Annotated in this window: 12 protein-coding genes; 6 read left to right on the forward strand and 6 right to left on the reverse strand. The window is 50.0% G+C overall.

Features of this window, described 5'->3' with window-relative positions; genetic code table 11:
* From ACYVB1_RS16490 to ACYVB1_RS16500, 3 genes are all read right to left on the reverse strand, one after another.
* The coding region (locus ACYVB1_RS16490; RefSeq protein ID WP_460924892.1) for a methyltransferase domain-containing protein at positions 1 to 613 on the reverse strand (613 nt) is incomplete at its 3' end.
* Positions 614 to 854: 241 nt separating this feature from the next.
* Positions 855 to 1,643: an SDR family NAD(P)-dependent oxidoreductase gene (locus ACYVB1_RS16495; protein WP_460924893.1), complete on the reverse strand. Its 789-nt coding sequence runs from the start codon at positions 1,641 to 1,643 to the stop codon at positions 855 to 857.
* 116 nt (positions 1,644 to 1,759) lie between these two features.
* A complete protein-coding gene (locus ACYVB1_RS16500) occupies positions 1,760 to 2,674 on the reverse strand; it encodes a halocarboxylic acid dehydrogenase DehI family protein (protein WP_460924894.1) in 915 nt (304 codons plus the stop codon).
* A 195-nt stretch (positions 2,675 to 2,869) separates the two neighbouring features.
* Here ACYVB1_RS16500 and ACYVB1_RS16505 point away from each other — a divergent pair, with 195 nt between their 5' ends.
* On the forward strand, positions 2,870 to 4,672 hold the full coding sequence (locus ACYVB1_RS16505) for a glycoside hydrolase family 15 protein (RefSeq protein ID WP_460924895.1): 1,803 nt from the start codon (positions 2,870 to 2,872) through the stop codon (positions 4,670 to 4,672).
* 4 nt (positions 4,673 to 4,676) lie between these two features.
* On the opposite strand, the gene ACYVB1_RS16510 is transcribed toward ACYVB1_RS16505, so the two are convergent.
* Complete coding sequence (locus ACYVB1_RS16510) at positions 4,677 to 5,891, reverse strand: bifunctional alpha/beta hydrolase/OsmC family protein (RefSeq protein WP_460924896.1); 1,215 nt, start codon at positions 5,889 to 5,891, stop codon at positions 4,677 to 4,679.
* Between the two features lie 21 nt (positions 5,892 to 5,912).
* Here ACYVB1_RS16510 and ACYVB1_RS16515 point away from each other — a divergent pair, with 21 nt between their 5' ends.
* The 4 genes from ACYVB1_RS16515 (at position 5,913) to ACYVB1_RS16530 (ending at position 10,578) form a co-directional block, all read left to right on the forward strand.
* Complete coding sequence (locus ACYVB1_RS16515) at positions 5,913 to 6,266, forward strand: hypothetical protein (protein WP_460924897.1); 354 nt, start codon at positions 5,913 to 5,915, stop codon at positions 6,264 to 6,266.
* A gap of 338 nt (positions 6,267 to 6,604) precedes the next feature.
* Positions 6,605 to 8,914, forward strand: a complete 2,310-nt coding sequence (locus ACYVB1_RS16520) for a TonB-dependent receptor (RefSeq protein ID WP_460924898.1) — start codon at positions 6,605 to 6,607, stop codon at positions 8,912 to 8,914.
* Positions 8,915 to 8,922: 8 nt separating this feature from the next.
* Positions 8,923 to 9,411, forward strand: a complete 489-nt coding sequence (locus ACYVB1_RS16525; protein ID WP_460924900.1) for a thioredoxin family protein — start codon at positions 8,923 to 8,925, stop codon at positions 9,409 to 9,411.
* 174 nt (positions 9,412 to 9,585) lie between these two features.
* Positions 9,586 to 10,578 (forward strand): DUF1259 domain-containing protein, encoded by a 993-nt coding sequence (locus tag ACYVB1_RS16530; RefSeq protein WP_460924901.1) that lies wholly within the window; start codon positions 9,586 to 9,588, stop codon positions 10,576 to 10,578.
* Positions 10,579 to 11,159: 581 nt separating this feature from the next.
* Here the strand turns inward: ACYVB1_RS16530 and ACYVB1_RS16535 are convergent.
* Both ACYVB1_RS16535 and ACYVB1_RS16540 read right to left on the reverse strand, forming a co-directional pair.
* Positions 11,160 to 11,603 (reverse strand): hypothetical protein, encoded by a 444-nt coding sequence (locus ACYVB1_RS16535; RefSeq protein WP_460924902.1) that lies wholly within the window; start codon positions 11,601 to 11,603, stop codon positions 11,160 to 11,162.
* 50 nt (positions 11,604 to 11,653) lie between these two features.
* Entirely contained in the window at positions 11,654 to 12,889 is a 1,236-nt protein-coding gene (locus ACYVB1_RS16540) for a multidrug effflux MFS transporter (protein ID WP_460924903.1), read from the reverse strand.
* Positions 12,890 to 13,265: 376 nt separating this feature from the next.
* On the opposite strand from ACYVB1_RS16540, the gene ACYVB1_RS16545 reads away from it, so the two are divergent.
* Positions 13,266 to 13,595: a hypothetical protein gene (locus ACYVB1_RS16545; RefSeq protein WP_460924904.1), complete on the forward strand. Its 330-nt coding sequence runs from the start codon at positions 13,266 to 13,268 to the stop codon at positions 13,593 to 13,595.
* The last annotated feature ends 28 nt before the right edge of the window (positions 13,596 to 13,623 follow it).

Raw genomic sequence — 13,623 nt, forward strand, 5'->3', positions numbered from 1 at the left:
AAGAACCTTGGTCAGACAGGAAAAGAAGGCTGATAATTACCTGGCATTCCTGCTGCTCGCGTGCATGAAGATAATGCTTAGGTATTTTTGAGATAGCTTCTAGTCGGGCATGTGGCTTCAGTACGCGGTACATCTCAGACAAGGCCACCTCCAGCTCCTCTTCCTTGAATATATTGAAGAGGCAGTTCTGTGCGGCCACATCAACCGACTCATCTTCCAGGGGCAGGTGCAGGGCATCACCGTGGCGAAGTTCGATAAAGTCGCGCTGAAACCAGCTGTTTTCATGTGCCGCCTGGTTCAGGTTTTCGTCACAAACATCCAGCATTCTGTTTACGGGGTCTACTCCAATAACGGCTCCCGGCCTGCGGTTAAAGTAAGAGAACTGCAGCAGCTCCATACCACCACCGACGCCCACATATAGCACCGTAGGGTTGTGGCTCAGGTCCCGTGGGTTTACAGTGGAGCCGCAACCGTAATTCATCTCCAGCATTTTAGAAGGGACAGAAAGTTCCGGTAGCTGCCATACAGGTGTCGTGGTGCAGCAGAGTCCTTTTTGCGGGTTATTGGCTGCATCTTCATAGACCAGCTTTGCGGCCTCTAAATAATCACTCATAAAATATTAATCTAATATAGTCTCAAAGGGTAAGTACTTTGGCTTCAACAAGACTTAAATATGTAATATAATTCGTTAACAGCCAATACAGGGTACCGGAAATGATTGCTGCCAATGCCAAAGAAAGAACCAACTGAATCCTGGGTGGTAGATCCTGGCTGACTGCGCACAATTGCGGTAGTAACCAATAGACCCGTCACAAGGTTTACAGTAATGCCGTGGTTCATGCGGGGTGCACAGCTTACATGGAGCGGTGAGTTTTAGCCATCTCTTTCATACCATCAAAGTTGGCAATGGCGTACTCGTCCATTTTCTTCGGCTCAAGGAAATTCATTTTGATTGCATCTTCTCTTTCCCTGCCTCCTAAAATGACATTTATTTCTTCGTTCAGCAGGCCTTCTACAGAGACTCTCGCTACTTCCTCAGGCGTGTCCATTTCTCCTGTGTTTGCAGTCTTCATCATATCTGTGTCGGTAGAGGAAGGATAGACGGTCATGACGTGCAGCGGGTACTGGTGCAACTCCCTACGCATGGCATCGGAAAACTGCCCGACAGCTGCTTTTGTTGCAGCATACACGCTGTAAAAAGGCATGGCGATGTATCCAAAGCCCGAGGATATGTTCATGATGGCGCCACCCTGGCTTTTTTGAAGCAGCGGCAGTGCCTTTTTCGTTAACAGTACCAAGCCTGTAAAATTAATGTTGATTTGGTTGATGATATCTTCATCACTCTGATCGGTAAGCAATCCGGCGCTCACTACTCCCGCATTGTTGATGAGTATATCCAGTTCACCCCACGCTTCCGAGATGGTAGAAACAGCTTTGTTTAAATCCTCCAACTGAGCCACATTTCCCTGAATGGGGAGGAAATTGACAGATGCGAACTCCTCTGTCTGCGCCTCCAGCGGCTCTTTTCTTCTTCCCATTACCGCAATGTTCTGCACGCCACGGTCTGCGAGCTCTTTTATGATAGCTTTTCCTATACCGGCGCTTCCACCGGTTATAAACACTTTCTTATTTTTTAAGTCCATAACTTTCGTTTATCATTTGTTAGGATGAACGGCAACCTGAGGTAAGAGTTTTGCCTGCCTGGTGAGGAACAAGATTACTTTCCTTTGTACAGAGGCGGCATCTTGGAGCCTTAGCCTTACGGTTCTGCCACACTAAAACGGGAAGAAGAGGCCTGTTCAGGCCCATCAAGCATGGCCTTGATAAGTGCCGCGTCGAGCAGCATTTCCGGAATAAATTTGAGCCGGAAAGCAGCCAGGATTGCACGTACATCTACCATTTGCTTTTCATCCAGCCCTGCTTCTTTTAGCTGTTGAAGGGGCATGTGGCGGACAACGTTCTCTGATTGACGAATCAGGGTGTTCTTACGCTCCTCGTAATCAGAGGAGCCAACATTTGGCTGGAGACGGTTCCAGCTTTGCTCCAGGAAATCCGGCCAGTTGCCGAGGCCCCGGAAGTAAGAGGACACCAGTGGATGCCCATGGCGCTCCTTAATGGATTTGAAGAGGGCCTGTACCCGATCTGAGGCCTTATCCGGATCAACCATCTCCACTTTTATTGTTCCCTCTGCTGCGCCCAACGGTATTTTCTGGGAATCTTCTGATTCTTTATTCTCCTTGTCTTTCTCATTATCTGCGCCAAAAGTTGCTTTTTCGAAAGCGGTCGTGACGAGGAGGAGCTTGGGAAGGACGTAGTGGATGGTATCATTGAACCCCCGCAGTTTTTCCAGGTCATCCAGCTTCTCCAGGTTTATCCCCGACACATCCGAAGCCGGCTCCAGCAGGGCTTTCCTGCGCAGGCTGTCTGCGGCCTGCTCAAATGCTTTTGTGCGGAAGCCCGGGCTCAGCTGCTCCCAAAGTTTCACGAAGTAATCCGGGTAATTAGCCAGCGTCCGGAAGATCAGGTTGACGATCGGCACGCGCAGCGTTTGCTGGATATCCTTGTAAACAGGTTTTATCTGTTCATCCGCCTCGTCGGGCATTATGTCGGGGAGTTCGGCTGCCAAGCGCATTCCTCTTTCAATTTCGTTTTTGTCCTCTCTGTTGTTTTCCATTTTGTGGTTTATTCGGTTATGCTGTGTTTGGTTAAGCTGCACAGTCCTTTTGCGGGCCCCCGGGTGAAGGAGGGCATGTTCTGGGGGGTATGTGCTCCTGATCTATACGGTGCTAACTGGAAGAGAACTGGCCGCTTCCTTCACTGCTATTTTCATGCAGAACAAAATAACCTGCAGCGTTGTATCTTTTTTGGTATGAAGCTAAAAGCTGGCAGAACCGTTAGAAGAGCAACAGTTACTACAGGATATATGGGCAAAAGAGAAACAAATGCAGCGGATTTGGCCATGATTGGCGATCGCCGGACCTGCGCTTTATTGGACAAGCGCGGAAACATTGTCTGGTACTGCCCAAAACGCTTTGATGCTCCCTCTCTTTTTGCTTCTTTGCTGGATCCTGAAAAAGGTGGCGCCTGGATCCTGGAGGCAGAAGGCCTGGAGTTTGAAAAGCGGGCGTACCTGGAAGACAGTGGTTTGCTCCAGACGCATCTTAAAAGTGAAGCAGGCATTCTTTTGCTGGAGGACTGGATGCCGCTTACCGCCCGCTTCTACGGCATCTGCCGCAGGCTTTCAAAGTCACCGGTGCCTTACACCATGCACCTTGGCCCACGCCCCAACTATGCGCGGCAGCATCCGGTGCTGAAAAAGCAGGGGGAGAAACATGTCACGCTGGAGTTTGATTTTCATTTCTATGCTTCTCATTCGGTAGTGGTAGAGCGGGAGACCATTTCCTGCCAGGTGCCTGCCGGAGAAGAAGCCTGGTTCATTCTGGCAGAAAAAGCCTTGGGTGCACCGGAAGAAGTACTGGAGGAGGTCAGGGAAATAAGCCTTAAGAACTGGCGGGAGGTAGCCAGCCACATCACGTACAAGGGACCTTACGAGGAGGAGTTAAGGAAGTCGTTGCGCCTGTTGCGCATGCTGACGTATGCCGAGAACGGGGGCATTATTGCGGCCGCTACCACTTCGCTGCCTGAAGTAATAGGAGGGGAGCGAAATTATGATTACAGGTATGTTTGGCTGCGGGATGCTGCTATGATTGTGAGTGCTCTTTCCCGTGCGGGCAGCGATGGTGAAAAAGAACGTAAGTTCCTGAGCTTTATGTGTTCGGCCATGCATCGTATTCCAAAGCCTGTGGTGCCCATGCTGACCTTAGACACCCAACCTGCAGGAAGGGAGCAGGAGCTTGCTTTTAGCGGCTACAAAGACAGTAGACCCGTGCGCTATGGCAATGGGGCCAATGACCAGTTGCAGCTCGATGCCAATAGCAATGTGCTCATTGCCGCCAAGGTTATTTACAACCGCTACAATACCCGGGAACACTGGGAAACAATTCAGCGGCTCGCTGAATTTCTGGTAGAGCACTGGCAGAAGCCGGATCACGGTATATGGGAAGAAACTCCGCAACACCATTACACCTCGAGCAAGGTTATTTCATCCATTAGCCTGAAATACATAGCCGAGCATTCTGAAGATGCCGAAGAAAAGAAACGTTGGCTGGATACCTCAGAACAGATACGTGCATATGTAAATGAAAACTGCCTCACAACGGAAGGGGCCTATGCTGTGTATGCTGGTAGTGAGAAGGTCGATATAAGTGCCGTACTCTTTCCACTTTGGGGCTACACCGATGCCGACGCTGAGGCCATGGTGAAGACTGTAGAAGTGCTGGAGCGGGACTATTGCCAGGACAACCTCTACCGCCGCCACCTGGTGGAGTTCGATTCAGGCAAGGAGGGTGCCTTCCTGGCCGGAACACTCTGGATGGCGCAGTACTGGGTCATGCGCAAAGACTGGGATAAAGTTGAAACAACCTTAGGAGCTGCCCTTAACTTTATGAATGATGTAGGCATCATGCCCGAAGAAGGAGATCCCCGAACGGGAGAGTGGCTGGGGAACCTGCCTCAAACTTTCGTGCACGCCTCCCTGATAGGCGCCATCATTGACTACAAGCACGCCCGCTTTGGGGAGGAAGACGAGCACTTGCAGGATGTAAAAGAATAAAGATTTACTCTATCAACCTGCTTCTGACTTCTACTTCACTATACATCATTTTGTGTACGGGGCACTTGTTGCCTATTTCCAGCATCCTTTCCCGCTGCGCCTCGTCCAGGTTACCTGTCAGCCTTATTTCCCTTTCAAAAACATCTATTTTCGCTCCTTTGTCCTTCCGGTTTTGGCTGTCTTCTGCGTGGTCTTTCCGATAAGAGATATGCACTTCCACATCCTCTAAAGGCCAGTTCTTTCGCATGGCGTACATTTTGATTGTCATGGCGGTGCAGGCAGCCAGGCCGGAGGCTACCAGTTCGTATGGTGTCGGGCCGAAGTTATTGCCTTTTACAGAAACGGGTTCATCGGCAGTCAGGTAATGGTCACCAGCCTTGATGCTGGTCGTAAACACATCGTCTTGCTGGAGCAGGGCCACCACCTGGTGCTGGCTTGAAAGGTTGGGTGCTGCATGGTAGGGAAGGTAACGCTTGGCCCAGGTGGCAATCACATCACCGGCGTAGAGCGAATCCGTTTCCCGGCTTAGCAGATGATCGGCTCCGTTCAAAGAAATAAAGCTCTTGGGGTGGTGGGCAGCGGTATATAAATCGGCTGCATTTTCTATGCCTACGGTGGTATCCTGCGGGGAGTGCAGGATGAGGATGGACTTGCGCATGTCCTTCACCACGTTGAGCAGCGCCATTTCTGAAAGGTCATCCAGAAATTGCTTTTTAATGGTGAATGGCCGTCCACCTATATTGACCAGTGCCTTGCCTGATTGTTGTATCTCTTCGAGGTTGTTCTGGAACAGGTGCTGCACGTGCTGCGGATGAGAGGGAGAACCAATGGTAGCCACTGCCTGGACAGATTCCAGAAGCGAAGCGGCCAGTATGGCGGCCGCACCTCCCAATGAGTGCCCCACCAGCAGGCTCGGACTCTGGTAGTGCTCTTCCAGGAATTGTGCGGCAGCCAGAAGGTCTTCTACATTACCGGAGAAGTTGGTTTCTGAAAAATCACCCTTGCTATTTCCCAGACCAGTGAAGTCAAACTGTAGCACGCCAAAACCTTTAATGGTGAGCGCACGGCTTACGTTCCGTACAGCATTCAGATTTTTATTGCAGGTAAAACAATGGGCAAAAAGGGCAAAGTTGTGCGGCTTTTGGTCGGCAGGCAAGTCCAGCCGGCCACTCAGTAAGATGCCTTCTTTGTTTTTGAAGGTTAGGTTATTGGCTTGCATAGGACTGTTATCAAAGCTTGAATGGTGTTGTTAAAATATTGTATACGGAAAAAGGCGCGTTACTTTATTCTTGCAACCCCTCCGAACCCGTCGGACGCGCTGGGAAGGCATGAGCTTAACTCCTCCCCAAGTCTGCTTAATGTGGCGCCGGCATCCTGGGGCGATATGGCCGGGCATGTGTTCATAGCCGAGTGGGGTGACCTAGCACCACCCACCAACCCGCTGAGAGGCAAGGATCCGGCCGGCTTTCAGGTGGTGATGGTAGACCCTGCCACTGGTAACCTGACGCCTTTCATCCAGAACATGCTACCCGAGCCTGCTTCCGTTCAGGGAAACAAAGACGAGGGATTGGAGTGGCCTTTATCTGGAAGGTAAGTAAGAGGTAGTTGTTCATCATTTAAAAAGGCAGCCCCTTCAAGTTCCTGATACTTGAAGGGGCTGCCTTTTTTTAAGCTGTCTGCTAAGGCGCGTGTTTAACATGCGCTCCGTTCACTTTTAAAACATTTATAGGAGACACCTATCTTCATAGAATTTTCTTTGTGTGGTAAGTTTCAATCAACCCTGTTTCCCTACTTGCCGGGCTTTCATGTCCTTATCTGAAACACCACTCCCAAAGAAACGTATTAGATGGAGCTTGCAATTAAATTTAGATTGGTCTAAATTGGGGCCAATAAAATAGAAAATATTTTATGCGGTACATCTAATTATCTTTCATGAAGACAAACATACCTTTGCTTTTATCTTTCTGCATGCTTCTCCTTGCTGCGTTCACTGCATCTGCACAAACAGCTACTATAGCAGGAAGAATTACTTCAGCGGGAAATCCTGTGGCTTTTGCCAGTATAGGGCTATCCGGCACAACCAAGGGAGCCACCAGTGATGCCTCAGGCTTTTACCGCATCAGTCATTTGCCAGCAGGCACTTACACCATTCATGCATCTGCAGTCGGTTATGCTGCAGCCTCTATGCCTGTGACGGTGGCGGAGGGGCAAACAGCCATTGCAGACCTCCAGCTTTCACCGGCTGCAACAGAAGTCAGGGAAGTGGTGGTAACAGGCACCCTAAAGGAGGTAAGCCGGCTGGAGAGTCCTGTTCCTGTTGAGGTTTATACCCAGCATTTCTTTAAGAAGAATCCCACGCCTTCTCTCTTCGATGCATTGCAGAACGTGAACGGCGTGCGGCCTCAGCTGAATTGCAACGTGTGCAACACGGGAGACATCCACATCAATGGTCTGGAAGGCCCTTACACCATGATCCTGATTGATGGGATGCCCATCGTGAGTGGGCTCTCCTCCGTCTACGGGCTTTCGGGCATACCCAACGCCATGGTAGAGCGCATTGAGGTTGTCAAAGGCCCTGCTTCCTCCCTCTACGGCTCTGAGGCAGTTGGCGGGCTGATAAATGTGATAACGAAGAAGCCTTCCAGCGCACCCCTGTTCTATGCCGATGTGTTTGCCACCTCGTGGCAGGAGTACAATGCGGATCTGGCGTTTAAACTGAATGCAGGCCGGAAGGCGTCGGTGCTCACCGGGGTGAATTATTTCAACTACAGCAATCCGAAAGACAACAACGGCGACCGCTTCACGGACGTGACGCTGCAGGACCGGGTTTCTGTATTCCAGAAATGGAATTTCCAGAGAAAAGAGAACAGGTTGCTATCTCTGGCCGGACGCTACTACTATGAAGACCGCTGGGGCGGTGATACCCGCTGGAACAAGTCCTTTAGGGGAGACGACAGTATTTACGGCGAAAGTATTTACACAAACAGGTGGGAACTTATTGGTAATTACCAGCTGCCTGTAAAGGAGAAGATGCTCCTGATGTTCTCCGTCAACGACCACAATCAGAATTCCTACTACGGAGACATACCCTTTTTTGCCGACCAGAAAATTGCCTTCTCACAATTAACCTGGGACAAAAAGATAAGTAACCACGACTTGCTGCTGGGTGCCGCCCTCCGCTACACGTACTACGATGACAATACGCCGGCCACCGCTGGGCCTGATTCCCTAAACCCGGGGAATATGCCAGACAGAACCTGGCTTCCCGGCATCTTTGTGCAGGACGAGATTACCCTCACGGAACAACACAAGCTGCTGCTGGGTATGCGCTACGACTATAACTCCAGGCACGGCAACATCTTTACGCCCAGGTTGGCCTACAAGTGGGCGCTCAACGATAACAATACTCTGCGCCTGAATGCCGGGACGGGTTTTCGTGTGGTGAATCTTTTCACGGAAGAGCATGCCGCCCTTACCGGGTCCAGAATAGTGGACGTGCAGGAGGAACTCGACCCGGAGAAGAGCTACAATGTCAATGTAAACTACATAAAGAAAATGGTTGCCGGAAACGGCGCCTTCATAGGCTTTGATGCGACCGCCTGGTACACCTACTTCAACAACCGCATCCTGGCAGATTACGACACCGACCCTAACAGGATTATCTATGCCAACCTGCGGGGCCATGCAGTAACACAGGGCCTCACCCTGAACATGGATGTGGAGTTCCTGAATGGGCTGAAGGTGCTGGCGGGGGGTACTTACATGGATGTGTACTCGAAAGAAGCGGATGAGAGTGGTAGCATAGAAAAGCAGCGGCAGGTTCTCACCGAGAAGTGGACCGGTACATGGGCTGTTACTTATAAGGTAGAACAGCTGAACCTGGGAATAGACTACACAGGAAACCTATATAGCCCTATGCGCCTGCCTTTGCTGGGGGGACTAGACCCGAGACCGGAATATTCTCCCTGGTGGAGTATCCAGAACATACAACTCACCTGGGGCAGCCCCGGCGGCATACTGGAGATTTACGGTGGTATAAAGAACCTGCTCAATTTCACACCGGCAGCTTACAGCATTGCAAGGTCACACGATCCATTCGACAGGGAAGTTCAGTTTGATGGCAATGGACAAGCGGTGCCGACTCCAAATAACCCTTATGCTTTGACATTTGACCCTGCTTATGTGTACGCACCCAACCAGGGCATCAGGGGATTTCTGGGGGTAAGGGTAAAAATAAAATAATGAAGTCTATGCAAAAAGTACTGTTGATTTTTTTGCTTATCATGAAAGCAAACCTGCAGTCCCAGCCTGTCCTGGCCCAGCCAGATACGTTCCGGTTTGAGCAGTTGGACAGCCTGCAACAGGCAGAGAAAAGATCGGTTGTGGTTTTTATTTTCACCGACTGGTGCAGGTATTGCGGCAGGATGAAGCTGAGCACACTGCGGGATGAGCGCGTGGTGAAAGAACTGAACCAAAGCTTTTATTTTGTTTCCCTGAATGCGGAAGAGAAGAAGGACATCCACTTTCACGGCCATACCTTCAGGTACAGGCCAACAGGCAACGGTACAGGAGTGCACGAACTGGCTGAGCAGCTGGGCAGTGTGAACGGGCAATTGTCTTATCCGGCTGTCTGTATACTGAACGCTGATATGGAAATAGTCTATCAACAAGGAGGGTATCTCTCGGCCAAAGAGCTTGCAGGCATCTTGTCTTTGCTGATGAAAAGCGGGGAGACCTGAATTGTTTGATGCACCTAAAAGTCAGGGCAGAAGGGAAGGCAAACAGGTGAAACAGTTACTTGCCTGCTCTTTTTTAAAGGAAGGATCATTTGCTGGCAAACACGTATAAGCTGTAACAGTACTGATTGTGAGATCAGAATTTAGTTTATTTCTTTTCAAAATCTAAACATTGCTATGAAACCATTCTACGTCAACCGACGCCAGGTACTGCGTACAACGGCCCTGCTGGGAGCTGCCAGCCTACTCGATGTACAGCGTGTGCTGGCTACTGTTACCCGAACCCCACAAAGTGCTAAGACACCCCCGTTAAGTGCGCAGGAGATGGCAGCTATAGAGGCTGCGGTAGGCAAGAAAGGCAATTATAACGAAGAGCAGGCTACACTCAACATCTCGCTGCCGCGCAACGACCTGAAGGTAAAGATAAAAGGGGAGTCGGTGCCAACTTCCTTTGGGTTCGGGGGGTGGGTTGCGCTTAAGAAAACCTTGGACGGCAAGTCTGCTGTGCTGATGAGCGATACCGTACTTCTGCAGGAAGAAGTGAACCCCCTTATTTCGGCGGCCCATGCCAACGGGTTGGAGGTAAGCGCCATCCACAACCACTTCTTTTATGAGGAGCCGCGCACTTTCTACATGCACGTGCACGGGGTAGGGGAACCGGCAGATCTTGCCCGGAAATATGCCGCTACTATCAAAGACAGCAAGCTGTATCCTGCGAATCAACCGAAATCGGCAGGCAGTACAGAACAGCCGGCAACGGAGAAATTTGACATACCCGCGCTGGATGCCATTGTCAAGCACAAGGGCAGTGTAAATGGCCCCACCTATAAATACACGGTAGGGCGGGATGACCTGACTATAAAAGCAATGGGAGCAGAGCTGACAGCGGCCATCGGTTTGAATTCCTGGGCTTCCTTTGCCGGTACGAAAGACAAGGCACACATAGCCGGAGATATTGCCATGCTGGAGCATGAAGTAAACCCTGTCATAAAGACCCTGCGGCAGAACGGCCTGGAGGTAGTGGCCCTGCACAACCATATGCTGGGAGACGACCCGCGCATGTTCTTCCTGCACTATTATGGGCAGGGTCCGGCAACAGGCCTGGCCAAGGGCTTTCGGGCTGCACTGAACGTGCTGGGGAAGGAGCAAACAAAGACGATGCAGCACTAGTGAAGCGCACTTCACATGCAGCCGGCTACCCTGGCTGCGTATAGCTTTATAGCTGCCTTAGGCTTTCTGGTTAAAAGAATGTACTCCAGTGGCAGGAATAAGCAGGAAGAGTAACGTATTGGTGCAACAGGCAAAGGAGGGCTCGGAAATACAGTGTGGTGACTAAAATGCTGCCTTTTAGTTCTTTAACACCTATACCTAAGCCTGCAGCTTTAAGAGGCCAACATAATATTGTGCAGGAGCATGGGAGGGTGATTGCCGGTGCACCTGAACAAATTGATTTAAGCTGGGGCTTACACATTCTGATATCGCCAAACTTACGGCTACCTGCCGCCAGAGCGTGAGCACCCTTCTGAGTGCTTGGAAAAGCAGGGACTGATTAAGTACGACCGCAGGCGCATCTATATAAAAGATATCTCGCTGCTTTAGCCAATCAGAGCCATACGCATCAGGTATCTGGGTTAAGTGACTGAAGTTGAATTTGCCGCCTGATTGAAAGAAGCTTAAACGTATCTTTAGCAACCATAGCGGAAAAAACACAGAATCTCCGGTGTGAGGCCTGTCGTTTATCCTGTAGCGCCTTATGTCAGCTTTTCCAGGCGCTGGGTTATCTCGTCTATGATTTCCTCTGACCAGCGTTGCGCAACATCTGCCGTCTCGCTTTCGGTCCAGCCTTCAAAATACACCTTTTCCAGCCATACTGTATTCTTACCAGGGCCCACTTCATAAGTCGTGTGCCCCAGCTTAAAGAGCAGGTCTTTTGTTATGTCGAAGGGCGGTGCACCTGCCCTTTGGAACCCTTCCAGCCGAAGCCTTAAGCCCATAAACTGCACATTCCCGTTCTCGATGCTGATGGGCGTGTCAGTGCTTGCGTCCGGATCCTTTGTCCAAACATCCACTATTTTCTCCAGCCCGAAGTCATGGAACAGGGGCGTGATTTCTGTTAAGTTCTGATGAATTCGGGTTGCCAGTGCAGGCAATATTTTATCGTAGAGGTGTAGGATTGCGTCTTTGTCGCGTGCCATCTGTAATTCTCCTGTGTTAGATTAATGTAAAAGACCCGCCTGAAGCGGGTTTAATGAATCGCTCCGGCAGTTGTACTGTCTGCCTGATACGTAATTCCCCTTGCCTGGATGATCTGCTGGCCCAGAAGTAAAATCAGCAGGGACAGCAGGGCTGATGCAGCCATCACGGCAGCCATTGGTACGGCAGAATGATTGCTGAAAAGGCTCAGGAGAACAGTTGCCAGTGCGCCTATACCCATTTGTGTAGCACCCATCAGCGCGGATGCACTCCCGGCGTTTTTGGTGAATGGTGCCAGGGAAAGAGCAGAAGCATTCGGAAACGTAAAGCCAAGGCAGCATAAAAAGAGGAAGATACAGGCAATGGTAGAGAACAGCCCTAACCAGCCATACATGGTGCCCAACAGCAACACAGCGCCGATGACCAGCTGGCAAAGAAGCGCCGTAACTATAAGCTGCTCGCTGCGGTACCTGCGCAGGAGGATGCTGTTTACCTGGCTGGCCCCAATCAGCCCAGTAGAGAGAAAAGCGAATATCCAGCCGTACTCTTTCTCATTTACCTGGAAAATCTCCATAAACAGCAGGGGGGAACCAGAGACGTAAGCCAGCAAACCGGAGAACGAAACAGCACCTGCTAATGCGTAGGTATAAAAATGAGGCTCTTTCAGCACCAGGCGGAATTTAGATAAAATGGGCCTTGGCTTCAGTGAATAACTGGGGTCCGGTTTGCTGCTTTCGGGAAGGCCAAAATACACGGCAGCCAGAATAACAGCTGCCATGCCGGCCAGAATAAGGAATACGGCCTCCCAGCCGAAACCTGCTGTCACGTATCCTCCAACAGTAGGGGCAATCATAGGGGAGACACCCACCACCAGCATCAGCAGCGAAAATACTTTCGCATTGTCCTGCACCGGAAACAAATCGCGCACCATGGCGACGGAGGCCACTGCAGCGGCACAGCTACATACTGCTTGTGCAAATCGTAACACTATCAAGGCTTCGATAGAGGTGGCAAAAGCACAGGCAACGGAGGCCAACAGGTAACCGGCAAGCCCGAGGTAAAGCGGCCTCTTTCTGCCAAACCTGTCCATAAGGGGACCATATAACAACTGGCCAGCAGAAATGCCAATAAAGAAACTGGATAAAGTCAGTGAAACATCTGCTACCGTAGTATTCAGGCCTTCTGCAATGGCCGGAAAACCAGGTAGGTACATATCGATGGAAAAAGGCCCCAGCGCCGTAAGTGTACCAAGTATAATAATCAGTGTAAAATATCTCTTGCGTGTCATAAAAAGGAATTAGCCCGCAAAGGTACAGATAAAAGGGTTAGTGATATCACGTCTGTTCGTATCAAAGCAATTTGGAATGCCGCTGGTTCCATGCCTGCAGCAGCACTGTATTTAAAGTTCTTAATCCAGGCAGTAATCCACTGATGAAGGTTATCCAATCAGTGGAGCGAGAAAAATAACAGCTGCGAAAGCTTAGTTAAACTTATACAAAAGGTGACTCATGTTTTTTCCTCATAGGCAGCGCAGATAAAAGTTTAGCTATATCATGAGATACATTTCAGGAAACTATATATTTAAAGCAAGTTTCTATTGTAAGGCAGAGACTAGACTAGCTCTAACAGCTGGCAGAAGCATCCTTTGTCTTGATACAAAATCTATGAAAAGCTTTGACACAAAATCCCTTTCTACTATTGGGTTGCTGGTTATCCTGTCGCTCTTTGTATTGTTACACCTGTCCATTCTGATCGGCGTTATTCCGTACGAAATGGTGTGGGGCGGAAGGCTGAAGCATCATACACAGATGCTGTATTTTGAAGGAATGTCCATTGCTGTGAACCTCCTCATGCTGGTGACAGTGGGAGTATGTATATGGAGGTATCCTGAAGATTGCCGTGAACCGGAAAGTATTAAAAGTAGCTTTATGGGTCATGTTTGTGGTCTTCCTTTTAAACACGCTGGGGAACATGCTGTCTGTAAACGAATTTGAAAAAATAGTTTTTACACCTTTAACACTT

The organism is Pontibacter brevis (genome assembly GCF_054779655.1).

Coding starts and splice junctions, on each gene's coding strand:
- ACYVB1_RS16505 (WP_460924895.1), top strand. CDS start 2,870: ATGAAGCTAAAAGCTGGCAGAACCGTTAGAAGAGCAACAGTTACTACA.
- ACYVB1_RS16540 (WP_460924903.1), bottom strand. CDS start 12,889: ATGACACGCAAGAGATATTTTACACTGATTATTATACTTGGTACACTT.
- ACYVB1_RS16530 (WP_460924901.1), top strand. CDS start 9,586: ATGAAACCATTCTACGTCAACCGACGCCAGGTACTGCGTACAACGGCC.
- ACYVB1_RS16545 (WP_460924904.1), top strand. CDS start 13,266: ATGAAAAGCTTTGACACAAAATCCCTTTCTACTATTGGGTTGCTGGTT.
- ACYVB1_RS16510 (WP_460924896.1), bottom strand. CDS start 5,891: ATGCAAGCCAATAACCTAACCTTCAAAAACAAAGAAGGCATCTTACTG.
- ACYVB1_RS16515 (WP_460924897.1), top strand. CDS start 5,913: ATGGTGTTGTTAAAATATTGTATACGGAAAAAGGCGCGTTACTTTATT.
- ACYVB1_RS16495 (WP_460924893.1), bottom strand. CDS start 1,643: ATGGACTTAAAAAATAAGAAAGTGTTTATAACCGGTGGAAGCGCCGGT.
- ACYVB1_RS16535 (WP_460924902.1), bottom strand. CDS start 11,603: ATGGCACGCGACAAAGACGCAATCCTACACCTCTACGATAAAATATTG.
- ACYVB1_RS16500 (WP_460924894.1), bottom strand. CDS start 2,674: ATGGAAAACAACAGAGAGGACAAAAACGAAATTGAAAGAGGAATGCGC.
- ACYVB1_RS16520 (WP_460924898.1), top strand. CDS start 6,605: ATGAAGACAAACATACCTTTGCTTTTATCTTTCTGCATGCTTCTCCTT.
- ACYVB1_RS16525 (WP_460924900.1), top strand. CDS start 8,923: ATGCAAAAAGTACTGTTGATTTTTTTGCTTATCATGAAAGCAAACCTG.